The following is a 22,940-nucleotide window of genomic DNA, read 5'->3' on the forward strand; positions in this document are numbered from 1 at the left end:
GTGCCGGTCCTGGTCACCCGGGCCGACCTCGGCATCGGGCCCGCACTGGTCGCCGCGCTGTCCGGCGACGGGGCCGACGTGCGCGCCTTCGCGACCGGCGACGGCGACGTGGGTGACCTGCAGGCTGCCGGGGCGTTCGTCGCCGTCGGCGACCTCGACGACGAGGGCCATCTCGACGCCGCCATGACCGACGTCCACACCGTGGTGCTGCCCACCGAGACCTGGCTGGCCGAGCCGGCACGACTCGAACAGGAAGTCGAGGTCGCGGTCGCGGCGGCCGAGTCGGCCGGCGTTCGCCGCATCGTGTTCGTCTCGCTGGTCGGCGCCGACGCCGGTCACCGCGGGGTGCGCGGCGCCTTCGGCCGGGCCGAGGACACCCTGGCCGCGGCATCGCCCCAGACCCTGGTCGTGCGCACCGACGGCGTGGTCGGTGCCGGCCCCGGGGATCTGGCGGCGTCGCTGGACTGTGATCCCCTCCTGGCCCCGGTCGAACCGGGCCGGCTGGTCGACGGACTCGTGTCGCTCGACGCGGCCCGGTCCGGGCGCGACGACGGCCATGCCGTCTTCACGGCGCTGGGCACGCCCCGTCCACTGTCGGCATGGCTGGCTGCCGGGGACGCGGCCGAGTCCCGGACCGCCGGCACCGCCACCCTCGTGGGGCGGCGCTGGCTGGCGCCGGACCGGCGTGACGACCTGCGCGAGGCCCTGTGCGGACGCGCCGAGCCCCCGATGGGGGGTTCCGACCTGTGGTCCTTCACCGAGGCGAGCACGACGTGAGGCCATCGGCTCCGCTGGATCCGCTCGCATGGGCGCTGTTCGACCTCGACGGGTGCTTGGTCGACTCGTCGCGGACCATCCCGGCCTGCATCAACGAGGGACTCGGCGCCGTGGGGGTCGCGCCGCGTGACGCCGCCACGCTCCAGTGGTGCATCGGACCGCCCCTGGCGGCGTCCTTCACCCGGCTGCTCACCGAGGCAGGCCACCCCGACCCCCAGGACGGCGTTCCGCTCGCCCTCGACGCGTACCGGTCGGCCTTCCCGGAGCTGTCGGTCGCCCTCACCACGATTGTGGAGGGCATCGAGGACCTGCTCGCCGCCGTGCCGCAGCGGCGCGCGGTCGTGACCTCCAAGCCAGCCGCGGCTGCCCGGCCCCTGGTGGCGGCGCTGGGGCTGGACGAGGCCTTCGAGGTGGTGCACGGGCCCGGGCTCGACGTCGAGAACGAGCCGAAGGAGCTGACCCTCGCGCGGGCGCTGGACGACCTGGACGTCGTGGCCCCGGCCACGGCCGTGATGATCGGGGACCGCCACCACGACGTCGCCGCGGGGCGCGCCAACGGGACCGCCACGGTCGGCGTGACCTGGGGTGCAGGCGATCGCGCCGAGCTGGAGGACGCCGGACCCGACCACGTGGTCGACGACGTCGAAGACCTGCGTGACCTGCTGGTGGCGCGTGCACCGGACGGCGCCGGTCGAGGGTGACGACCCGTGGGCCCGCGGCGGCGAGGCCCCGTCTCAGGCCTCGCGCAGCACCACGGTCTGGATGGCGTGGCCGACCAGCCCGTCGACGTCGAACAGCTCGGCATGGGCGTAGCCGATCCCGACAGCGCCCGTGTGCGTCGACGCCCGGCTCGCGAACCATTCGCCGACGGGTTCCCGCAGCATCGTCAGGGTGAGGTCAGGATTCACGCAGGCCACGTCGTTCGGCGACGTGTTCCACGAGATGCCGTTGCCACAGTCGGCCAGCGGACCGAGCCGCTGACGGGGCGAGGGCTCCTCGCCCGCGACGATCGGGAGGCTGCGCATCCACATCGTGGTCGGTCCGCCCTCGCCACGACCACCGGACGGGTCGTAGCGCACCTCGATCGAGTGCGAGAAGAACCACTCGCCGCCCATCCGGTCGGTCGGGACGGGGAAGTCGCCGTCCACCGCCGCGGCGAGGTCGGGCACGTCCACCGGCGCGCTCGGGGTGGGCAGGTCGACCGTCGCCAGGTGCAGCCCGGCCGCTCGCGCGCAGGTCCGGCCGTGGCCGTCGATGATCGTCGCCTCGGTCGCCGACGCGGTCCGGCCCGTCCGCCGGACGCCCGCGTCGACCACGAAGCCGTCCATCGGGATGGGGCGGTCCAGCTCGACCGACAGCCGTGCCAGGGCCACGTCGTCGGGCAGTCCGCCGCGGGTCGCGAGGCGTTCGACGGCCCGGACCAGCAGCGCCGTCGGTGGGCCGGCGTGGCACGCATCCGGGTCCCACGGGCCGCGTGCGAACGCGGTCGGCCGGAAGGACCGCCCGTCGTCGGTGGTGAAGTAGGCGTCGGTCACGGTGAGTCCCCGTCACGATCGGCCCCGTCGGCGTCCGTTCCCGTTGCGCCGGGACGCCCGGACGAATGCGGGTCACCCCGGTTGAGCCCGAACACGAGCGTCGCGTCGCGGCCGACCCCGTCGCCACTCGGTCCGGGGCCACGCAGGCTGCCCTCCAGCGTGAAGCCGGCCTTCTGCGCCACGCGGGCACTCGCGATGTTCTCTGCGTCGCAGAGCCACATCAGCCGGTCCCAGGGCCACGCGTCGGACAGGCCCCAGGCCACCACGCCCCGGAGCACGGTGGTCCCCACCCCCCGACCCGCGCGGTCGGCCGAGATCCACATCCCGATCTCTGCCACGCGGGTCTCGATGCCGCCCCACCGTGGGTGGAAGCCCGAACCGCCCACGAGCTCGTCACCGTCCCAGATCGACAGCACGAAGTCCTCCCGCGCGAGGTACCTGCCGGCGAACGACTGGGCCCGCGCCTCGCTCCGGGCGGGGGTGTCGTCGCCGGTCGACCAGGACATCCACGGTGCCAGGTGGGCGTGGGAGGCATTGGTCGTGGCGGCCAGGGCCGGGCCGTCGCCGCGTCTCCATGGACGGACGAGCAGGCCGTCGACGATGGTGTGGTCGGGTGCGACGAAGTCGTCGTCCATCGGGTGCTCCCGTCTCGCTGGTGTCGGGGGGGCTACTGGATCCCCTCGGCGACCAGGTGGGCCAGCGACTGCCACGGTGCGTCGTCGCCGGACACCTCGAAGGCCTCGGTCCCGGTCCGCGACCACAGCCACAGGTCCAGGTCGGCCGCGGGGGCCCCGACCGTGGTGGTGACGTCGGGGTCGAGCACGTCGGCGCGCGCCGCCACGACCGGTCGGTCGTAGTCGCGGCCACTGCGAGGGCTGGTCCCGACGAAGCGTCCCAGGCGGACGTGCCAGGACCGGTGCGTGTCCGTCGTGACCGCCTGGAGCGCCCGCTCCGACGGCACGAACTCGCCCCAGGGTGGGACCAGGCCGAACATCAGGTCCAGCGCCTCGTCGATGCCGTCACCGGCGACGTCGGGATCGAGTTCGGGTTCCTCGCCGACCACCAGCTGGGCGTCGACCCGGTGGATCGTGATCTCGTGGGCCTGGCGCCGACGGACGAAGGCGCCGTCGCCAGCGTCGTTCCAGCTCCACACGGGCGTGTCGTCGTCCAGGTCGTCCAGCGCGCCGAGCAGTCGCTCGGTGGCTCGGGCCCCGACCGCCAACAGCCCGTCGTGGTCGGTGGGCCGGTCCGGCTTGGACGCCTGGGCGGGCCGGGGCGAGTCGAGCCGCTCCGCCGCGATCGTCGCCCAGAACCACTGGGTCTCGGCCACGTGCCACAGCAGGTCGTCGACGTCCCAGTCGGGGCACGACGGCACCCGGGCACGGGGGTCGGCGGGACCGAGCAGCTCCCGGAAGCGCTCGCTCTCGCGGACGATCAGCGTCGCATGGTCGAGGGCTGGATGGTCGTCCGGTGGCATCACGGGATCCTGTCGCTCGGGGGCTCAGCCCCAGACGTCCTGCGCGACCGACACGGTCTGCTCCAGCTTGCGCCACTGGTCGTCGGGCTCGAGCTGGTTGCCGTGCGCGGTCGAGGAGAACCCGCACTGGTGGCTGAGGGCGAGCTGCTCGAGCGGGGCGTACGCGGCCGCCTCCTCGATGCGGCGCTTCACCTCGTCGGCGTCCTCCACCGCGGGGTGCTTGGAGCTCATGAGGCCGAGCACGACGACCTTGTCCGCGGGCAGGTGGCGCAACGGGGCGAAGTCGCCCGAACGCTCGTCGTCGTACTCCAGGAAGAAGCCGTCGACGGCCATCTCGTTGAGGAGGATCTCGGCGACCGGCTCGTAGCCGCCCTCGGACACCCACGCGCTCTGGAAGTTGCCTCGGCAGAGGTGGACCGTCGCGACCATGTCGTCCGGGCGTTCGGCGATCGCGTCGTTGACCAGCCGGCAGTACAGCCTGGTGAGCTCGTCCGGGTCGTCCCCACGCTCGGCCGTGCTGGCGCGCACCGCGGGGTCGCACAGGTAGGCGAGGTTGGTGTCGTCGAGCTGCAGGTAGGTGCAGCCGCGGTCGGCGAGGTCGGCCACCTCCTCCCGGTAGGCCGCGGCCAGGTCGGTGAAGAACTCCTCGAGGTCGGGGTAGACGTCGGTGCTGATCGCGTCGCGGCCACCGCGGAAGTGCAGCATCGACGGCGCCGGGATGGACACCTTCGGCGTCTCGTCGACCCGTGACGCGAGGTAGTCGAAGTCGTCGCCCTGGATCGCGTGGGTGTGGCCGATCCGGTCGGTCACGGTCATCTTCGGTGGCGAGAACGACACCTCGGTCCCGTCGTCACGCCGGAACCGTGCGAGGAAGTCACCCTCGCTCACCGTGACGCCGTCGAGCTGTTCGAGGAAGTCGAGGTGGAACATGAACCGGCGGAACTCGCCGTCGGTGATCCCCCGCAGGCCGACGTCCTGCTGGCGGCGGACGACGTCGGCGATGGCCTCGTCCTCGATCTCGCGGAGCGCGGCCGCGTCGATCTCGCCGTCGCCCCGCCGCTGGCGCGCGGCCATCACCGCCGTAGGCCGCAGGAAGCTGCCGACGTGGTCGGCACGGAAGGGAGGTCGGTCGTCCATGGCGTCGCTCCGGGGATCGGTCGACTGGCCACGATAGGCCGCTCGGGTGGGACCGTCAGGAGGCCGATCGGTCGGGCGGGGGAGACGCAGGGTCAGGGAGCTGGGACGCCGGCTGGTCGAGCACCTGCTGGCCGTGTTGGCCGAGCGGGACGTCACGTCCACCTGGGCGTCGCACTCGACAACACGGCGGCCCGTGGCTTCTCCGAGCGGCTGGGGTTCACCGTGCTGCGTGAGCAGCCGGACGCACTGGTGCTGGGCCGGGCCACGAGGGCGTGATGCCGGCGGGCACGCGGTGTCAGAGTCGCTCGCGCAGCCAGGCGAGGTCGGCGACGTGGTCCGCCACGTCCCCCGGCGTCTCCAGCACGACGTCGGCGTCGGCCATCCGGACGACCTCGACCAGGGCCTCGGGATCGACCTGTCCGGCGCCGAGGTTGGCGTGGCGGTCCCGCCCCGAGTCAGCCTCGTCGCGGCTGTCGTTGGCGTGCACCAGGTCGATCCGGCCGACCCCGTCGAGCAGGCGGCGGGTCCCCTCCACCAGGTCGTCGCCACCGGCCCACAGGTGACAGGTGTCCAGGCACAGCCCGTGCGGGGTGTCGGTGCCGTCGAGCGCCTCGAACAGCGCGAGCATCCGGTCCACCCGACGGGCCATGGCGTTGGTGCCCCCGGCGGTGTTCTCGACCAGGATCGGGACCGTGGTCTCGAGCCGGTCCAGGGTCGTGCGCCAGTTGCCGTAGCCGGTCGCCGGGTCGTCGTCGTCGCTCACGTGGCCGCCGTGGACGATCACGCCCGCCGCGTCGATCGCCTCGGCCGCACGGACGGTCTGTTCGAGGTTCGAGCGGCTGGGGTGGCGGATCCGGTTGACACCCGTCGCCACGTTGATGAGGTAGGGCGCGTGGACGTAGACGGGCAGGTCGCTGGCGACGAGTTGGGCCGTGTCGTCGCGGTCGGGCGGCGGGTCGTAGGACTGTGGGGCGGTCAGGAACACCTGCACCAGGTCGGCCCCGCGAGCCGCCGCGGCGCCGAGCGGATCCGTGCCGGGGACGTGGACGCCGATGCGCACGATGCGCTCCTGGGGTGTCGGGGGGGAATGTCGGGGTCGGGTCGTCGGCGACGGTACCGAAGGGCTCCTCGCCGGCTACCCACCCTCCGGGGTCGGCCCCGCACCGGCCGACACGAGTGCGTCCAGCAGGGCCGCGCGCCGTCGACGGACCGCCCGCAGTGCCGCGACCCGTTCCGGGTCGGGGTAGACCGTCACGGGGTCCTCGGCCGGCGCCAGCGCCGCACGTGCCGGCCCGGGGCCGTCCGCCCGCCCCAGGGCCATCCATCCCAGGGCCGCCGCCCCCAGGGCCGTCCCGCCGGCCGCCCCGACGAGCGTGACCGGCCGGTCCAGCGCGTCGGCCAGCGAGGTCTGCCACAGCGGGGACTGCAGGGCACCCCCCGTGGCGCGCACCTCCCGGACGTGGGTGACCTGCTCCAGCCGGTCGACCACGTCGGCGAGGTGGAGCGTCACCCCCTCCACGGCGGCGCGCACCAGGTGGCGCCGGTCGTGGTGGGTGCGCACGCCCAGCCAGGTGCCTGCCAGGTCGGGGTCGAGGTGGGGCGCCCGGGGCGGGAGCAGGTGGGGCAGTGCCACGACCCCGGCGCTGCCCGCCGGCACCTCGGCCGCCTCCGCCAGCACCCGTGCCGTCCGAGGCCGATCCGCCGAGTCGCCGAGCTCCGGCGCCAGTGCCTCGGCTGCCCAGTCGGCGACCAGTCCGCCGGTGCTGGCGGCACCGCCGACCACGTGGAGCCCGTCGACGAGCAGGTAGTCGAACAGGCCCGGGTCGAGCGTTGGCGGCGATCCGGGCAGGACCACCCGGGCGGCCCCGCTGGTCCCGAGGGACACGCCGACCACGCCCGGTCCGATCGCCCCCACGCCGAGGTTGCCCAGGGGTCCGTCGGCCGCGCCGACGACCACCTCGACGCCGGCGGGCAGGCCCGTGGCGGCCGCGACCTCGTCGCCCAGGTCCAGGCGCGTGTCCACCGGCACGATCCTCGGGAGGCAGTCCACCGAGGATCCGGCCAGTCCGGCGGCGTCCGGGTGCCACTGGCCGCTGGTGAGCTCCAGCAGGCCGGTGCCGGACGCCGAGGACGGCTCCGTCACCAGCTCGCCCGTCAACGTGAGCAGGACCCAGTCCTTCAGGCCGATCCACCACCGGACGCGGTCGGCCGTGTCGGGCTCCTCGCGGGTGAACCAGCGCAGCGTGGCGACCGGGGCCATCGGGTGCATCGGCGTCCCGGTGGCCCCGTGGAGGTCCGGGTGTTCACGCAGCAGCCAGCGCGCGTCCTCGAGGGCACGTCCGTCCGCCCAGGTCACCAGGGGCGTGACGGGCCGGCGGTCGGCGTCCAGGCCCAGCAGCCCGTGCATCGCGGCACTGACCGCGATGGCCCGCACCGCCGCGCCGTCCAGGGTCGCCACGAGGTCGGCCAGCGTCCCGACGACCGCCTCGGCGACCGTCCGGGGATCCTGCTCCCGGCGGTCGGGCGCGGGGGAGCGCAGGGGGTAGTCGCGGCTGGCGAGCCGCGACCAGCCGCCGGGGGCGAAGGCCACGGCCTTGGTCGCCGAGGTCCCCACGTCCAGGCCGACCACGACCTCGTCCGGGACGGCGTCGGACATGCAGGCCTCCGGGATCGACGAGTGGACGTCACGACGGATCGCGCGCCGGTCGGGGGTGCCGGCCGCCGAGTGCAAGGATGCCCGACCGCCGGGGGAGCGGGCGGCCGTCGTCCCCGCCGTCCGTCGGGTCGCGGTGCATGGCAGTGGTGCTCGTGCGTGGACGCTGCACGGGGGTGGACTATCGTCATCGCGGGTGACTCGACACGACGCGAGACCCGAGGTGACACGATGGCCGTCCGGGTGCGCGACGTGGCCCGCCAGCTCGCAGCGGGGGTGGTCGTGGCCGTCGTCGGCATCTCGCTCGCCCTGTCGCTCGCGGCCCTGGTGTTCCGTGGTCCACTGGCGGGCGATCTCGCCACGGGGGCGGGCTGGGCGCTGGTCGGGATGGTCACGATCGGGATCGTCGTCGGGCTGGGCAGCTCGGTGCGTGGGATGGTCGCCGGCCCCCAGGACGTCCCGAACGTGGTCCTGGCCGCGGTGGCCGCCGACCTGGTCGCCGACCTCGCGACGGACCCGCTGCCGACCCTGGCCGCCTTCGTGGTCGTCTCCTCGGTGGTGACCGGGCTGGCGCTGGTCGTCGGTGGTCGACGGCGGCTCGGCGGGCTGGTGAGGTTCGTGCCGTATCCCGTGGTCGCGGGGTTCCTGGGTGGCACGGCCGTCGTCCTGTGCCTGGCGGGCGGGTCGATCCTGCTGGGATCGGGACCGACGGACGAACCCTGGCTGCGCCTGCTGCCCGGCATCGCCCTGGCCGTCGCACTGGCCTGGTTCGGCCGACGCGGCGCCCGGGCCGCCGTGCCGGCCCTGCTGGTCGTCGTTGGGGTGGTCGTCTACCACGCCGGGGCCCTGCTGGCCGGGGTGGACGGTGCCACCGCGTCTGCCCGGGGCCTGGTGCTCGGGCCGTTCCCCTCGGGGCCGCTGTTCGATCCGGGCGTGCTGGGCGAGCTCGGCCGTGCCGACTGGGGCGCGGTCGCGGGCCAGGTGCCCGCCATGCTCGCCCTGACCCTGTTGCTGGCGCTGGGCATGCTGCTCAACCTCGGGGCCCTCGAGCTCGAGCTCGACCGGGACGTCGACGCCGACCGCGAACTGGTGGCGACGGGTGTCGGGCTGCTGGCCGCCGCGCCCTTCGCTGGCCTGCCGGGGTTCATCCAGCTCGGCCCCACGATGATGGGACGGCGGATCGGTGGGGGGAGCCGGGTCCCGGTCCTGGTGGGGGCGCTCCTGGCCGGGGTCGTGCTGCTGCTCGGTGCCGACGTGCTCGCACTCGTGCCGACCCTGCTCACCGGCGCACTCCTGCTGACGATCGGGATCGACTTCGCCCTGACCTGGCTGTGGGACGTGCGCCACCGGGTCGGCCCCGTCGAGCACGTCGTGATCCTGTCGATCGTCGTGGTGGTGGCGACGGTCGGGTTCCTGGAGGGCGTCGGGTTCGGCCTGCTGGCCGCGACGGTCATGTACGTGGTGCGCTCGAGTCGCGTCGGTGCGGTCCGGTCCCGGTCGACCCTGGGCGAGCGCCGCAGCCACGTCCAACGCGCCGCGGCCGACGAGGCCGTGCTCGACCGGGTCGGTCGCCGGGCCTCGATCGTCGAGCTCCAGGGGTTCGTGTTCTTCGGCACGGCCGACCAGGTCGTCGCGACGGTGGTCGACGGGCTCGACGCCGACCCCGAGGTCGAGTTCCTCGTCGTCGATCTCGCCCGGGTGACCGGCGTGGACTCGTCCGCGCTGGCCTCGTTCCACCGCCTCGCCCGCCATGCGGGCGCCCACGGCGTCGAGGTCGTGGTCAGCGGCTGCTCGCCGGCCGTCCTTGCGGTCCTGGCGCCGGTGCTGGCCGAGGGGGTGCTGACGACCGCGACCGACCTGGACCATGCCGTGGAGGCCGGCGAGGAGCGGCTGCTCGCCGGGGCGGCGGCGGACCACCCGGCCACCGACCCGGCCACCGACCCGGCCACGGCCCCCGGCGCGGACATGCCGCTGGCGCTGCGGGACGTCGTGCCCACGAGCCTCCCGGCCGGGCACGTGGTCGTGTCGGTGGGCGACCGCGACGTCGGCCTCTACCTGCTCACGGCCGGACGGGCGACGGTGACCGACACCGCCTCCCGGGACCGCCCACGTCACGCCCTGTTGCTGCCGGGCACGGTGATCGGCGAGCTCAGCCTCCTGTCCGGCCGTCCCGCCAACGCCACCGTGGTGTGCGAGACCGACTGCGAGGTCCGCCACCTCACGACCGCAGAGGTGACCGAGCTGGTCCAGCGCGATCCGCGCCGTGCCCTCGACCTCCACCAGTTCATCGCCCGGCGGCTGGCCGGCAAGCTCGCCGCCGCCGATCGCACGATCGCGTCGCTTCGCTGAGCCCGTCCGAGCGGATCCGCGTCGGGCTGGCCGAGCCGGTCGCGATCGGGCAGGCTGGGTGCCGCGACGCCCGACGACCGACGACCGAGGGGCAGACGTGCGGATCCTGGTGTTGGGGGGGAGCCTGTTCCTGAGCCACGAGATCGCGGCCGAGGCGGCCCGGCGCGGCCATGACGTGGTCGGTGCGTGTCGTGGCAGCGACCCCCTGCCCGACGGCGTGGAGCACGTCGTGCTGGACCGGGCCGATCCGGACTGGTCGTCACTGGACGGGTCGTGGGACGCCGTGGTCGAGACCCAGGAGTCGCCGGCCTGGGTCGCCGCCGCCCTGGACGCGCTCGCCGACCGGACCGGGCACTGGACCTACGTCTCGTCGATCAGCGTCTACGCCGACGATGCGACCCCGGGAGGGACCCCCGACACCCTGCCACTGCGGGAGCCCGTGACCACCGAGTCCGATTCGATGGAGCCCGAGGTGTACGGGGGCCACAAGGTGGCCTGCGAACGGCTGGTCGTGGACGCCACCGACCGGTCCCTGGTGGTGCGGCCCGGGTTGATCGTGGGGCCGGGCGACCCGACCGGCCGGTTCACCTACTGGCCCGTCCGGCTGGCGGACTCCCGGGCCGGCGACGACGTCCTGGCCCCGGGGGACCCGGCCGACCCGATGCAGGTCATCGACGTGCGCGACCTCGCCGCGTGGCAGGTCGACGCCATCGAGTCCGGGCTGACCGGAACGTACGACCTGGTCGGGCCACGCACGACGATGGGGGAACTGCTGGGCCAGGTCGCTGCCGGGGTCGGGTCGGACGTGTCCTTCACGTGGGTGTCGGGCGACGACCTCGACCAGCACGAGGTCGCGCCGTGGATGGGCGAGCGTGCGGTGCCGCTGTGGCTGCCCCAGCCGGAGTACGCCGGGATGGTCGCGCACGAGGACGCACCCGCCCGGGCGGTGGGCCTGCTCACCCGGTCGATCGCCCAGACGTCGGCCGACACCCTGGCCTGGGTCCACGCCGCTGGCGAGGCCGGTCGGGAGGTCGGGCGGACCGGGTTGTCCCGCGAGGCCGAGCGTGCCGTGCTGGAATCGGTCACCGACGCGTGACCCACCGCCGGGACCGACGGGGCGTCGTCGCCGTCACCAGATCTCGACGCGATCGTCGGCCGGGCGGCGCAGCGTTGCCTGGTCGCCCAGGTCGAACGCCTCGGCGAAGGCCGCGAGGTTGGACACCGGCACGTTGACCCGGACCGCCGAGGGCGCGTGGACGTCGACGTTGAGCAACAGCTGGAGGTACTCCGGGGTGTAGTTCATCCGCCAGATGGTCGCGTAGGCGAGGAAGAACCGCTGGGCGGGCGTGTGGCCCCCGACGTCGTCGGCGTCGCCACCGCCGGCGTGACGCCAGGCGTCGAAGGCGATCTTCAGCCCGCCCAGGTCGGCGAGGTTCTCGCCCAGGGTCAGCCGGCCGTTGACCGCCAGGTCCTCGCCGAGGGGGTAGGCGTTGACCTGGTCCGCCAGCACGGTGGCCCGACGGTCGAACTCGCGGCGGTCCTCCTCGGTCCACCACATCCGGAACCGACCCTGCTCGTCGAACTTGCTGCCGTTGTCGTCGAACCCGTGGGTGATCTCGTGGCCGATCACGGTCCCGATCCCGCCGAAGTTGCCGGCGTCGTCGCCGTCGGCCCAGAACATCGGTGGCTGGAGGATGCCGGCGGGGAACACGATCTCGTTGCGCAACGGGTTGTAGTACGCATTGACCATGTGGGCCGGCATCTCCCACTCCGTGGTGTCGACCGGCTCGTCCAGCCGGCCCAGGCGGCGCTCGGTCTCGAAGGCGGCCGCCCGCATGCGGTTGGCCACGTGCACGTCGGGCGTGATCTCGAGGTCCGAGTAGTCGCGCCAGGTGTCGGGGTAGCCGATCTTGGCGGTGAAGGTCGACACCTTGGTCAGGGCCGCGGCACGGGTCTCGTCGGTCATCCAGTCGGCCGACCGCACGGCGCGCTCCATGGCGGCGATCAACTCGTCGACCATGGCCTCGCACCGGGCCTTGGCCTCGGGCGAGAACGCCGCGTCCACGTACAGCTGCGCCACCTGCTCGCCGATGTCGTTGGTCGCCGCCGACAGGATCCGCTTCCAGCGTGGCTGCTGTTCCTGCTGGCCCCCCAGGAGGCGACCGTGGAAGGCGAAGTTGGCGTCCTCGAACGCCGGTGGCAACGCCGAGGCGAAGGTGCGGACCAGGTGCCACCGCAGGTAGTGGCGCAGGACGTCGACCGGTGTGTCGGCGACCAGCGCGTCGAGGTCGGGGAAGAAGCCGAGGTTGTCCACGGCCACGCTCGTGGGCGACACGCCCAGGCGGGCGAGGTGGGCATGCAGGCCCAGCCGTGGGGCCAGGTCGTCCAGCTCGTCGGCGTCGACCCGGTTGAGGACCCGGTCGAGGTCGCGGAGTTGCTCGGCGGTGTAGGACGACTCCGCCAGCGTGGTCTCGAACGCCACGACGGCCTCGGCGGCCGCCGAGGTGTCGTCGGACAGGCCCAGGTTGGCGAGCTGGGTCGCGACGTGGTCGCGGTAGGCGGACTGGATGGCGCGGGAGCGTTCGTCGTCGCGCAGGTAGTAGTCGCGCTCGGGCAGGCCGAGCCCACCCTGTCCGACGTAGACCAGGTACCGCTCCGTGTGGTCGAAGTCCGCCTGCACGCCCAGGCCGAACAGGGCGTCGACGCCGAGCCGCTGCAGCTCGACCAGGACCGGGGACAGGTCCTCGGTGGTGGCGATCGCGTCGATGCGGTCCAGCAGGGGGCGCAGCGGCTCGATGCCGGCAGCCGCGATGGCCTCGGTGTCGAGCCCGGCGGCGACGTAGTCGCCGACCATGGCGGTGGCCGGGTCGGCGGGCTCGTCCGCATCTGCTGCCTGCTCGAGCAGGCGGTGGAGCACGTCCTCGTTGCGCACGTGGATCTCGAGGAAGGAGCCCCACGCCGGGTACTCCGCCGGGACCGGGTGATCGGACAGCCACCCCCCGTTGGCGTGGGTGTAGAAGTCGTCGCCGACGGCCACGTCGTGGTCGTGCCAGCTCGTGTCCAGGTACGGGGCGCGGGTGCTCATGGGTCGGTGCTCTCCCAGTGGGTGGGTCGGCGCGATCGCGCGACAGCCTATGCGCCCCCCGCGGGCGGTCGCGGTGCCTGCAGGTAGTCGTAGGTGTGGTGCGCGACGAAGCCGGCCCGTTCGTAGACCGTCCGGGCGACGTCGTTGGCGAGGTCGACCTGCAGGAAGGCGCGGTCGGCCCCGTGGCCCCGTGCCCAGTCGACCAGCGCGGCCAGCACGTCCGAGGCCAACCCGCGGCGTCGATGGCCGGGTGCCGTCTCGACCGCGTTGACCCCCAGCCAGCCACCGTGCTCCCCACCGTCGACCACGGCACCCCGGCCGATGGCCACGAGGTCGTCGCCGTCGCGGACGGCGGCCAGGGCCACGGTGTCGCCCCGCACCAGCATCCGCCGCCCGGCCGCCGGCAGCACCTCGCCGCGGTACTGGTATCGGGCCGTCCAGTCGTCGGTCAGCTCGGTCGAGATGTCCACGGTTCGGGCGCCCGGCCGAGGTGCCAGCCCGTCGAGCGATCGCAGCAGGACACGCCCGCCGTGGTGGAACTGCCATCCCCGCTCCCGCAGGGCGCGGTGCAGCCCGTCGAACTCCGGGAGGGGGACGGCGACGAGGGGCGGCAGTCCACGGTCGTCGTAGAAGCCGACGACGTCGTCGAGCAGGTCGTCCAGCCGCTCGCCCGGGTCGGCCAGCACGAGCGCACTGTTGCCCCGACCCGTGAACCCGTCGGCGGCACGCAGCATCCAGCCGTGTCGCAGTTCCACCTCGTCGGGCACCCAGGCGCCGACGGCCAGCCGCTCGAGGTCGGGCGTGGAGATCGCCGCCACCTCGGGGCGCGTGCGTGGTGGCCTCAGCTCTCGAGTTCCTCGGTGGGCTCGTCGAGCCACGGCATCATGGCGCGGACCTCCTTGCCGACCTGCTCGATCTGGTGCTCGCGGCCGGCCGTGCGGTGGGAGGTGAAGTTCTCGGCGCCGGCCTCCCACTCGGCCATGAAGTCGCGTGCGAACGATCCGTCCTGGATCTCGGCCAGGATGTCCTTCATCGCGGCGCGGGACTGGTCGTTGATGACCCGCGGGCCCGACACGTAGTCACCCCACTCCGCGGTGGTCGACACCGAGTGGCGCATCCACGAGATGCCGCCCTCGTACATCATGTCGACGATCAGCTTGAGCTCGTGGAGGCATTCGAAGTAGGCCGCCTCGGGCTGGTAGCCGGCCTCGACCAGGGTCTCGAAGCCGTCCCGGACCAGGTGCGACACACCTCCGCACAGCACCGCCTGCTCGCCGAACAGGTCGGTCTCGGTCTCCTCCTGGAAGGTGGTCTCGAGCAGGCCCGTGCGGGTCAGCCCGAGCGCGGCGGCGTAGGACTTGCCCAACTCGGCAGCGTTGCCCGAGGCGTCCTGGTGGACGGCCAACAGGCCGGGCGTGCCCTGGCCCTGGGTGTAGAGACGTCGGACGATGTGGCCGGGCGACTTCGGCGCGATCAGGATCACGTCGACGTCGTCGGACGGCTCGACGAACCCGTAGTGGATGTTGAAGCCATGGCCGAACACCAGCGTGTTGCCGGGTTCGACTGCGTCCGCCAGGCCGTTCTCCCAGGCCGACTTCTGGTGGGTGTCGGGCAGCAGCACCACGATCACGTCGGCCTCGGCGGCGGCCTCGTTGGTGTCCTTGACGACCAGTCCCTCCTCCTGGGCGCGCTGGCGCGACGACGACCCGGGTCGCAACCCGACCCGGACGTCGACCCCGGAGTCGCGGAGGTTGAGCGCGTGCGCGTGGCCCTGGGAGCCGTAGCCCAGCACGGCGACCTTGCTGCCCTGGATGAGCGAGAGGTCGGCGTCGTCGTCGTAGAAGATGGTGGCCACGATGGCAGTCCTTGGGTCGAGCGGTGAACACGTGCGAGCGGCGCGTGTCGACCCGTCAGACTAGGAGGCCGACGTCGGACCGGCGAACCCGGTCAGCGAGCGTGGCCGGTGCCGGCGCCCACCGGGACCGGCGGCTCGGCGTCCGGCTCGGCCACCCGGTCCGTGCGGTCGGGCGTCGTGCCAGGGCCCTCCACGTGCAGGTCCGGCAACCACCGGAGCCAGCGCGGCAGGTACCAGTTGCGATCACCGAGCAGGGCCATGGTGGCCGGGACGAGGACCGACCGGACGATCGTGGCGTCCAGCACCACGGCCACGGCCAGTCCGAAGCCCATCTGCTGGAACATCGCCAGGTCGCCGGTCGCGAAGCCCCCGAACACGGCCACCATGATCAGGGCCGCGCCGGTGATGATCGCCCCGGTCGCCGACAGGCCGAACGCCACGGACCCGGTGTTGTCACCGGTCTGGTCGTAGCGCTCCCGGATCCGGCTGAGCAGGAAGACGTGGTAGTCCATGCTCAGCCCGAACAGCACGGTGAACAGGAACAGCGGCACCCACGCCTCGATGACGTCGGCGGTGTGGAAGCCCAGCAGGTCGGCGCCCCAGCCCCACTGGAACACTGCCACCAGCACGCCGTAGGTGGCCCCGACCGACAGCAGGTTCATGGCGATGGCCTTGAGCGGGACGACGACGGACCGGAAGGCCAGCAACAGCAGCAGGAAGCTCAGGCCCAGCACGAAGACGAAGATCCACGGGGTGCGGGCCTGCACCAGGTCGACGTAGTCGGTGTCGAGGGCCGCGCCGCCGGTCACCAGGACCTCGGCGTCGACGTCGGCGAAGGCGTCACCGACGTGCACGTCGCGCACCTCGGTGACGGCGTCGCGGGCGAGCAGGGACGAGGGGTCGAGCAGGTCCACCGTCTCGACCACCACCAGGTCACCGCCACCGTCGACGTCGGGGTGGGTCGCCACCGTGACCTCGCCGTGGTCCGGGTCGGCCTCGAGGCTGGCCACCAGTGCAGCCGTCGCGGCCTGCACGTCGGCAGCGTCGGCGTCGCCGGTCCGCACGACGATGGACGTGGTCGTCAGCCCGTCGCCGAACTGGTCGGCCAGCACCTCCTGGGCGAACCGGGCGTCGGCGTCCTCCGGCAGGGACTGGATGCCGGTGCTGCCGAGCTGGATCGACAGCCACGGCGTGGCCATCGCGAGCAGGAGCCCGCCCGCGGCCACGACCGAGACGACCGGACGTGCCATGACGGCCCGTGCGATGCGGTTCCAGGTCGCCCCGGCGTCCTCCCGGTCGCGTCGGCGGCCCGGCAGTGACAGTGCATCGACCCGGTCGCCCAGCAGGCCCAGGACCGCGGGCAGCAGGGTCAGCGCGCCCAGGACGGAGGTCGCCACGACGACGATGGCGCCGATGCCCAGGCTCCGGAACGTCGTGTCGGGCATCAGCATCATGCCCAGCAGCGCGATCACCACGGTCACGCCCGAGAACACGACGGCACGGGTGGCGGTGGCGCCGGCGACGGCGATGGCGTCGACCGTCTCGCGTCCGCGTCGTCGTTCCTCGCGGTAGCGCTGGACGATGAACAGCGAGTAGTCGATCCCGACCGCCAACCCGATCATGGTGATCATGTTCACGACGAACAGGCTCAGGTCGGTGGCCAGTCCGACGAGGCTGGCCAGTCCCAGCGCGGCCACGACGGCGGCGATCGCCAGGCCCAGGGGGACCAGCGCGGCCACCACGGCACCGAACACCACGATCAGCACGACCAGTGCGATCGACAGGCCGAGCACCTCGCCCCGGACGAGCGTCTCCTCGGCGAGGGTGTCGAACTGGTGGCCGACGCTGGCGTCGCCGAGCGGCGCGATCCGCCACCCGTCACCCTCGGCCGCGTCCAGCGTGGCCAGCAGGGGCTCGACGTCGGCCGACTCCTCGAGCGTCACCAGCAGGAGGGCGTGCCGGCCCTCCGCGCTGACCAGTCCCGGGACGCCGTCGGCCGGCCCGGTCACCGACACGACGTCGGTCGTGGCACGCAGGTCGCCCGCCAGCCCGTCGAGCCGAGTGCTGCCCGATCGGTCGTCGACCCGACTGCCGTCGGGTGCGGCGACGACGACGTACTCGGTCGGGGCATCGGACCCGTCTCCCGCGGCCCCGGCGTCGACCTGGTCGAGCAGGTCGGCCGCGACCTGGGACTCCAGTTCGGTCGTGACCTCGCCGTCCTGGGTGAGTGCGTCCCCCAGGAGGGTCGCGGTGGCAACGATCGCGGCGGCCAGGACCAGCAGCCACAGGAGCAGGGTCCGGCCGGGGCGCCTCGCGGCCGCACGGGCGAGCCGTTCGGTCGCGGACCCGCGTGGCCCGGGGCCGGGATCGGTCGGTGGGTGCTGTGGGCGGGTGACGGACGGGTGACGTTGACGGTCGGTGCGAGCCATGGGACTTCCCCCGGGGAGCGACGCGGCCGCGACGGTCGCAGCGGCCTCGATTCCCAGACTGGTCGCGGCCTGGCGACCTGCCGATGGGGGAACCTGCTCGCCGACCCCCGAGGGCACCCCGAGCAGCGTCGGGGTGCGTCCCCCGGGGTCACCCGGAGACGGCCCGGGGGTCGTCGAAGGCCGACCCGGTCGTGTGGCCGACCAGCTCGATGTCGGCCGGGAGGTCGGGGGAGGGGATCGGCTCGTCCACCACGCTGCGGACCGGGACGACGCCCGCCCAGTGGGGTCCGTCGAGGTCGCGGGGGTCGTCGTCGACGCCGGTCGCCCGCACCTTGGCCGAGACCGTCTCGAGTGGGAGGCGGAACACGGTCGTCGCGGCCAGTTCCTTCGCGTCCGGCGGTCGGCAGTGGCGCGAGCGGCCGGTCCACACGGCGTCGAGGATGGCGTCCAGCGCGGCGCGGCGGTCCGCCTCGCCGGCCACGACGACGGCCTGCCCCCGGACCACCACGGCCCGGTAGTTCATGGAATGGTGCATCCCGGAGCGGGCCAGCACCCACCCGTCGACGAGCGTCACCGACAGGCACACCGCGATCCGGCCGCCACGGGCGCGGGCCAGGTGAGCGACGTGGGCGCCGGACGACGAGTGGAACAGGATCGCCTCGCCGTCGCGGGCGAAGCTCGTGGGTACGGTGATCGGGCCGACGTCGTCCCCGGGGTCGTAGGACAGGTGACAGACCGGCGTGGCGTCGAGGATGCCGTGCACGACGTCGGCGTCCCACGACGCGCGGTCGCGACCACGCCGCGGGGTGTTGGCCCCGGAGCGGGGATAGGACGGGCGGGCACTCGTGGCGGGCGCGGCGGCGTCGTGGCTCACGGCGCCACCTCCCGGCTGGCGTCCTCGGCGTGCTCGGTGTCCTCGCTGACCAGGGAGAAGCCCTCGTCCAGCCAGCCCGTGACCCCACCGATCATCTTCTTGACCGGGCGACCCAGCCCGGCCAGGCGCAGGGCCGCCCGGTCGGCGCCGTTGCAGTGGGGACCGGCGCAGTAGACGACGACCAGGCGGTCCATCGGGACGTCGGCGAGCCGCTCGACGGTCAGCTCCGCGTGCGGCACGTGGACCGCGCCGTCGACGTGGCCGGCCGCCCAGCCGCCACGGCCACGCACGTCCACCAGCAGGAAGTCGTCGGTGCCGGCCGACAGCGCGGCGTGCACGTCCCAGCAGTCGGTCTCGAAGGACAGCAGTTCCGCGAAGTGTTCGATCGCGCGGGCGGGGTCGGCGGCGGGCACCGCCGTCACGGCGGACCGGGCGGCGGTGCCGGGGGTCGGCGTGCCCATCGGTGTTCTCCTCGTCTCGTGGGTGCCCACATCGTGTGCGGGGGTTTTGTGTTGATACAGTATGTCCATGGATCCGATACAGACTATCAGCGGACGCTCGGCGCGGGAGGTGGCGGCGTCGGTGGAGGCCGCCGTCGCGGACGGGCGCCTGCCCGCCGAGCAGCGCCTGCCGACGATCCGCGACCTGGCCGACCACCTCGAGCTCGCACCCGGGACCGTGGCCATGGCCTATCGGACCCTGCGAGACCGTGGGGTCGTGCTGACCGAGGGACGCCGCGGGACCTTCGTGCGGGGCCGCTCCGTGCTCCGCCCCCGCCAGGCCATCGGCATGGCGGTGCCACCCGGGGTCGTCGACCTCGCCCACGGCAACCCGGACCCCGACCTCCTGCCGGACCTCGGCCCCCACCTCGTCGACGCGGCGGGGGCCGCCGGGTTGTACGGGGAGGACCCCGATCCGTGGCAGCACCCCGGGCTGGTCGCGCGCCTGCGTGAGCGAGTCACCGAGGCCGGCGTGCCCACCGAGCACCTGGCCGTGGTCTCCGGCGCCCTCGACGGCGTCGAGCGGACGCTGGCCGCGCACCTCGCCCCCGGTGACGTCGTGGCGGTGGAGGATCCGGGCTGGCCCAACCTGCTGGACCTCGTCGCGGCGATGGGACTGCGGGCCGTGCCGCTGGCCGTCGACGACGACGGGCCGATGCTGGACGCACTGGCATCCGTCGTCGACGAGGTGGACGCCGTCGTGGTGACGTCGCGATCCCACAACCCAACGGGCGCCGCCGTCACCCCGGCCCGCCGCGACCAGCTGGCCGGGCTGCTGTCGGGCCGTGACGTGCTGGTCGTGGAGGACGACCACGGTGGCGAGGCCAGCGGGGTCGTGCTGGCGTCGCTGGCCGACACGACCAGGCGGTGGGTGCTGGTCCAGTCGCTGTCGAAGTCGTGGGGCCCGGACCTCCGCGTCGCCGCGCTGTTCGGCGACGCCCGGACCGTGGCACTGGTGGCAGGGCGCTTCCGGCTGGGCCCGGGCTGGGTCAGCCGCGTGCTGCAGTCGGCGGCCGCCTCCCTGCTGGTCGATCCCGACGCCCGCGCCACGGTCGACCAGGCCGCGGCGACGTTGCGCGAGCGACGCGAACGACTGCTGGACGCGTTGGCCGACCGGGGCATCACCGGCCACGGCCGAAGTGGGCTGAACGCCTGGATCGCGGTCCCCGACGAGGGCGCGGTGGTCGCAGGTCTGCAGGCGCGGGGCTGGGCGGTGGCACCGGGGGCGCGCTACCGCCAGCACGCCGGGCCGGGGATCCGGGTGACCGCCGCTGCCGTCACCGACCCCGCCATGGCGATGGCCTTCGCCGCCGACCTGGCCACGGTCGTGGCCAGTCCGGCACGTGCGGTCGTCTGATCCGCGCCCCCGGCAGGACCACTCGACGAACGGGGTGCAGGGTGGGCGCGACCGGCCCTACGGTTGGGAGTCCCGCCGCAGACCAGCGACGATCACGTCCGCCCGGCGACCCCCTCCACCTCCGACAGGAGCGTCCATGGCCATCGAAGTCCACAAGGTCGAGCTCGGCAGCGTCTCGGACGCCAGCGGCATGGCCGACCTCATCACCGACGGCGTGTTCGGCGCCGACGACGTGATCGGGATCATCGGCAAGACCGAGGGCAACGGTGGCGTCAACGACTTCACGCGGATCCTGGCCGACCAGGCCTTCCGTGGCGTGCTGATGGAGCACGGCACCCGGTCCGAGGAGGCGATCACGGAGATCCCGATGGCCTGGTCCGGTGGGTGTGACGGGGTGATCACGCCGCACGCCACCGTGTTCGCCGAGGTGGACGAGCCCCACGGCGGCAGCACCGCCGGTCCCGACGACAAGCGACTCACGGTGGGCATCGCGATGTCCGAGGAGTTGCTGCCGGAGGACATCGGTCGACCGGCGATGGTCACCAAGGTGGCCCGCGGGGTCGAGAAGGCGATGGCCGCGGCCGGGATCACCGACGTCGCCGACGTGCACTACGTGCAGACCAAGACGCCGTTGCTGGTGCAGGAGACCATCCAGGACGCGCATCGCCGGGGCGAGACCGTCTACACCGAGGACACCCTGTACTCGATGGACATCTCCAACGGCACGACCGCGCTGGGCATCGCCCACGCACTGGGCGAGATCGACGAGGTCCCCGACCCCGAGCAGATCGGCCACGACCACGACCTGTTCTCGTCGGTCGCGTCGTGCTCGTCGGGCGTGGAGCTGGACCGGGCCCAGATCGTGGTGGTGGGCAACGCCGCCGGTGCGGGCAGCAACTACCGGGTCGGGCACGGCGTCATGGAGGACGCCCTCGACGCCGACGGGATCTGGGACGCGATCCGCTCGGCCGGGCTGGACCTGCCCGAGCGGCCCCACCACGACGACCTGGACGGCCGACTGGTCAACGTCTTCCTGAAGTGCGAGGCCGACCCGCGCGGGACCCTGCGCGGTCGTCGCCAGCTGCCGCTGGACGACTCCGACGTCCACCACCATCGCCAGATCAAGGGCGCCGTCGGTGGCGTGACCGCGGCCACGGTCGGCGACTCCGCCGTGTTCGTGTCGGTCGCCGCACTGCACCAGGGCCCCCAGGGCGGCGGCCCGGTCGCCGCGATCGTCCGGGTCGACTGAGACCCACCAGGCGAGCGGCGTGTTGAGATTGTTGCCCATTGGGGTGGGGTACGTCTAGAGTGCTCGGTCACGGTGGCCGAACGGCCACCGGCCGGCCATCGCGGGTCCGTCCCCCGTCCGTGAGCGCCCGACCACGCGTGGGGACGCGCGACCGCCGGTCGTGCCGCGACGGGGAGCAGGCATGAGCACCACCACCGATCCACTCGATCTCAACTACGGCGTCGACGACGTCCCCAAGCCCTTCACGCGGGCGCTCGGACTGTCCCTGCAGCACGTCCTGACGATGTTCGGGGCCACCATCGCCGTGCCGCTGCTGCTGTCACCGGCACTGGGCTTCGACGGGACCCAGACCGCGATCCTGATCTCGTCGGCGTTCATCGCGTCCGGGCTGGCCACGATCGCGCAGCTCACGATCGGGTCGCGCCTGCCGATCGTCCAGGGCGTGTCGTTCGCCTTCCTCGGGGCCTTCTTCGCCATCATCGGTGCCCACTCGGGGGCCGAGGCGATGCAGTACATCGCCGGAGGCATCATCCTGGGTGGCCTCGTCGAGATGCTGGTCGGCTACACCGGGCTGATCGGCACGCTCCAGAAGTACATCACCCCGATCACGATCGGCCCGGTCATCGCCCTGATCGGGCTGAGCCTGTTCGGCGCCGCCATCGGCAACGTGACCAACATCACCGACGACGCGGGTGAGGTCGTCGCCCAGGGCAACTGGTGGATGGCGCTGCTGGTCATCACGCTGGTGTTCCTGTTCTCGCTGATCTGGGCCCCGCGCAACCGGTTCTTCGCCCTGTTCCCGATCCTGATGGCCGTGGTCGTCAGCTACCTGGTCGCCCTGGTCCTGTCGCTGACCGGGTTGCTCGAGGAGTCCAACCGCGCCTACGTGTCGTTCTCCGGCATCGGCGGCACGCCCTGGGTCCGCAGCGTGGTCGGCGAGCAGGCCGTGTTCTTCCCGTGGGGGCTGCCGAAGTTCGACTTCGGGTTCTTCATCGCGATCCTCGCCGCCTACATGGCCTCCGCCATCGAGTCGATCGGGGACTACAACGCCGTGTCGCGAATCGCGGGGCTGGGAAAGCCCGACACGCGCACGATCTCCAACGGCATCGGCGCCGAGGGCGTGGGCTGCATCGCCACGGCCACGGTCGGAGGGTTCGCGTCCACGTCGTACTCGGAGAACATCGGCCTGATCGGGCTGAGCAAGGTCGCCAGCCGCTACGTGGTGCTGCTGGGTGCCGGCGTCCTGATCGTGCTGGGCTTCGTGTCCAAGATCGGTGCGGTCATCGCCACCATCCCGGCACCGGTCGTCGGCGGCATCTACATGGCCCTGTTCGGGCTGATCGCCGGGGTCGGCCTGTCCAACCTCCAGAACGCCGACATGGACAGCCAGCGCAACCTCCTGATCGTCGGCTTCCTGCTGTTCATGGGCCTGGCCGTGCCGTACTACTTCGGCCAGGTGCCGGCCGACTGGAACCTGTGGGGCATCGACTGGCTGGGCGACATCGTGTCGTCGATCGGCAGTTCGGGCATCGCCGTCGCCGCCGTGCTGGGACTGTTCCTCGACAACGTCATCCCCGGCACCGACGCCGAGCGCGGGATCGGCGCGGACCTGCGCGCTGACACCGAGGGCACCGTCGCCTGAGCCGACCGACACCGGCCCGTT

Annotated in this window: 19 protein-coding genes; 7 read left to right on the plus strand and 12 right to left on the minus strand. The window is 73.2% G+C overall.

The annotated features are described in order from the left end of the window. Together KR546_RS08955 and KR546_RS08960 are read left to right on the plus strand one after the other, a co-directional pair. Positions 1-777, plus strand: coding sequence for an NAD(P)H-binding protein (locus KR546_RS08955; RefSeq protein ID WP_238444362.1), 777 nt, complete (start codon positions 1-3; stop codon positions 775-777). Continuing rightward, a complete protein-coding gene (locus tag KR546_RS08960; protein WP_238444363.1) occupies positions 774-1,478 on the plus strand; it encodes an HAD hydrolase-like protein in 705 nt (234 codons plus the stop codon). Before KR546_RS08955 ends, KR546_RS08960 begins: the two co-directional genes overlap by 4 nt. Positions 1,479-1,511: 33 nt before the next feature. On the opposite strand, the gene KR546_RS08965 is transcribed toward KR546_RS08960, so the two are convergent. The 6 genes from KR546_RS08965 to KR546_RS08990 all read right to left on the minus strand — a co-directional run bounded on the left by KR546_RS08965 (position 1,512) and on the right by KR546_RS08990 (position 7,582). Further along, positions 1,512-2,312 carry a thioesterase family protein gene (locus tag KR546_RS08965; protein ID WP_238444364.1) on the minus strand — a complete coding sequence of 267 codons (801 nt, stop codon included), beginning with the start codon at positions 2,310-2,312 and terminating at the stop codon, positions 1,512-1,514. Further along, on the minus strand, positions 2,309-2,947 hold the full coding sequence (locus KR546_RS08970) for a GNAT family N-acetyltransferase (protein WP_238444365.1): 639 nt from the start codon (positions 2,945-2,947) through the stop codon (positions 2,309-2,311). Before KR546_RS08970 ends, KR546_RS08965 begins: the two co-directional genes overlap by 4 nt. Before the next feature lie 32 nt (positions 2,948-2,979). Then, positions 2,980-3,789 carry a maleylpyruvate isomerase N-terminal domain-containing protein gene (locus KR546_RS08975; protein ID WP_238444366.1) on the minus strand — a complete coding sequence of 270 codons (810 nt, stop codon included), beginning with the start codon at positions 3,787-3,789 and terminating at the stop codon, positions 2,980-2,982. 24 nt (positions 3,790-3,813) lie between these two features. Beyond that, positions 3,814-4,926 (minus strand): 5-methyltetrahydropteroyltriglutamate--homocysteine S-methyltransferase, encoded by a 1,113-nt coding sequence (locus tag KR546_RS08980; RefSeq protein WP_238444367.1) that lies wholly within the window; start codon positions 4,924-4,926, stop codon positions 3,814-3,816. A gap of 295 nt (positions 4,927-5,221) precedes the next feature. After that, positions 5,222-5,986, minus strand: a complete 765-nt coding sequence (locus KR546_RS08985; protein WP_238444368.1) for a deoxyribonuclease IV — start codon at positions 5,984-5,986, stop codon at positions 5,222-5,224. Positions 5,987-6,061: 75 nt separating this feature from the next. Next, positions 6,062-7,582 carry a gluconokinase gene (locus KR546_RS08990; RefSeq protein WP_238444369.1) on the minus strand — a complete coding sequence of 507 codons (1,521 nt, stop codon included), beginning with the start codon at positions 7,580-7,582 and terminating at the stop codon, positions 6,062-6,064. Positions 7,583-7,810: 228 nt separating this feature from the next. Between KR546_RS08990 and KR546_RS08995 the strand changes: the two genes are divergently transcribed. Further along, positions 7,811-9,928, plus strand: coding sequence for a SulP family inorganic anion transporter (locus KR546_RS08995; RefSeq protein WP_238444370.1), 2,118 nt, complete (start codon positions 7,811-7,813; stop codon positions 9,926-9,928). A 97-nt stretch (positions 9,929-10,025) separates the two neighbouring features. Next, complete coding sequence (locus KR546_RS09000; RefSeq protein WP_238444371.1) at positions 10,026-11,024, plus strand: Rossmann-fold NAD(P)-binding domain-containing protein; 999 nt, start codon at positions 10,026-10,028, stop codon at positions 11,022-11,024. Positions 11,025-11,057: 33 nt separating this feature from the next. Here the strand turns inward: KR546_RS09000 and KR546_RS09005 are convergent, their stop codons facing one another. The 6 genes from KR546_RS09005 to KR546_RS09030 all read right to left on the minus strand — a co-directional run bounded on the left by KR546_RS09005 (position 11,058) and on the right by KR546_RS09030 (position 18,632). Next, on the minus strand, positions 11,058-13,013 hold the full coding sequence (locus tag KR546_RS09005; RefSeq protein ID WP_238444372.1) for a M13 family metallopeptidase: 1,956 nt from the start codon (positions 13,011-13,013) through the stop codon (positions 11,058-11,060). A gap of 47 nt (positions 13,014-13,060) precedes the next feature. Next, a complete protein-coding gene (locus tag KR546_RS19680) occupies positions 13,061-13,831 on the minus strand; it encodes a GNAT family N-acetyltransferase (protein ID WP_238444373.1) in 771 nt (256 codons plus the stop codon). A 23-nt stretch (positions 13,832-13,854) separates the two neighbouring features. Beyond that, positions 13,855-14,868 carry a ketol-acid reductoisomerase gene (ilvC, locus tag KR546_RS09015; RefSeq protein ID WP_238444374.1) on the minus strand — a complete coding sequence of 338 codons (1,014 nt, stop codon included), beginning with the start codon at positions 14,866-14,868 and terminating at the stop codon, positions 13,855-13,857. 92 nt (positions 14,869-14,960) lie between these two features. Beyond that, positions 14,961-17,297, minus strand: a complete 2,337-nt coding sequence (locus KR546_RS09020; RefSeq protein ID WP_238444375.1) for an MMPL family transporter — start codon at positions 17,295-17,297, stop codon at positions 14,961-14,963. A 148-nt stretch (positions 17,298-17,445) separates the two neighbouring features. After that, positions 17,446-18,171 carry a pyridoxamine 5'-phosphate oxidase family protein gene (locus KR546_RS09025; protein ID WP_238444376.1) on the minus strand — a complete coding sequence of 242 codons (726 nt, stop codon included), beginning with the start codon at positions 18,169-18,171 and terminating at the stop codon, positions 17,446-17,448. Continuing rightward, positions 18,168-18,632: a rhodanese-like domain-containing protein gene (locus tag KR546_RS09030; RefSeq protein WP_238444377.1), complete on the minus strand. Its 465-nt coding sequence runs from the start codon at positions 18,630-18,632 to the stop codon at positions 18,168-18,170. The genes KR546_RS09025 and KR546_RS09030 overlap by 4 nt, the downstream gene beginning before the upstream one ends. A 67-nt stretch (positions 18,633-18,699) precedes the next feature. Here KR546_RS09030 and KR546_RS09035 point away from each other — a divergent pair, with 67 nt between their 5' ends. The 3 genes from KR546_RS09035 to KR546_RS09045 all read left to right on the plus strand — a co-directional run bounded on the left by KR546_RS09035 (position 18,700) and on the right by KR546_RS09045 (position 22,919). Next, complete coding sequence (locus KR546_RS09035; protein WP_238444378.1) at positions 18,700-20,028, plus strand: aminotransferase class I/II-fold pyridoxal phosphate-dependent enzyme; 1,329 nt, start codon at positions 18,700-18,702, stop codon at positions 20,026-20,028. A gap of 136 nt (positions 20,029-20,164) precedes the next feature. Continuing rightward, a complete protein-coding gene (gene bar, locus KR546_RS09040) occupies positions 20,165-21,277 on the plus strand; it encodes a barbiturase (protein WP_238444379.1) in 1,113 nt (370 codons plus the stop codon). Between the two features lie 181 nt (positions 21,278-21,458). Next, on the plus strand, positions 21,459-22,919 hold the full coding sequence (locus KR546_RS09045) for a uracil-xanthine permease family protein (RefSeq protein ID WP_238444380.1): 1,461 nt from the start codon (positions 21,459-21,461) through the stop codon (positions 22,917-22,919). Positions 22,920-22,940: the final 21 nt, after the last annotated feature.

The sequence above is a fragment of the Salsipaludibacter albus genome, assembly GCF_019798055.1.
Taxonomy (GTDB): domain Bacteria; phylum Actinomycetota; class Nitriliruptoria; order Nitriliruptorales; family Nitriliruptoraceae; genus Salsipaludibacter; species Salsipaludibacter albus.

Excerpts from the sequence above, each read along its gene's own strand:
- KR546_RS08970 (WP_238444365.1), bottom strand. The coding sequence starts at position 2,947 with ATGGACGACGACTTCGTCGCACCCGACCACACCATCGTCGACGGCCTG.
- KR546_RS08975 (WP_238444366.1), bottom strand. The coding sequence starts at position 3,789 with ATGCCACCGGACGACCATCCAGCCCTCGACCATGCGACGCTGATCGTC.
- KR546_RS08980 (WP_238444367.1), bottom strand. The coding sequence starts at position 4,926 with ATGGACGACCGACCTCCCTTCCGTGCCGACCACGTCGGCAGCTTCCTG.
- KR546_RS08990 (WP_238444369.1), bottom strand. The coding sequence starts at position 7,582 with ATGTCCGACGCCGTCCCGGACGAGGTCGTGGTCGGCCTGGACGTGGGG.
- KR546_RS08995 (WP_238444370.1), top strand. The coding sequence starts at position 7,811 with ATGGCCGTCCGGGTGCGCGACGTGGCCCGCCAGCTCGCAGCGGGGGTG.
- KR546_RS09005 (WP_238444372.1), bottom strand. The coding sequence starts at position 13,013 with ATGAGCACCCGCGCCCCGTACCTGGACACGAGCTGGCACGACCACGAC.
- KR546_RS09020 (WP_238444375.1), bottom strand. The coding sequence starts at position 17,297 with ATGGCTCGCACCGACCGTCAACGTCACCCGTCCGTCACCCGCCCACAG.
- KR546_RS09030 (WP_238444377.1), bottom strand. The coding sequence starts at position 18,632 with ATGGGCACGCCGACCCCCGGCACCGCCGCCCGGTCCGCCGTGACGGCG.
- KR546_RS09035 (WP_238444378.1), top strand. The coding sequence starts at position 18,700 with ATGGATCCGATACAGACTATCAGCGGACGCTCGGCGCGGGAGGTGGCG.
- bar (WP_238444379.1), top strand. The coding sequence starts at position 20,165 with ATGGCCATCGAAGTCCACAAGGTCGAGCTCGGCAGCGTCTCGGACGCC.
- KR546_RS09045 (WP_238444380.1), top strand. The coding sequence starts at position 21,459 with ATGAGCACCACCACCGATCCACTCGATCTCAACTACGGCGTCGACGAC.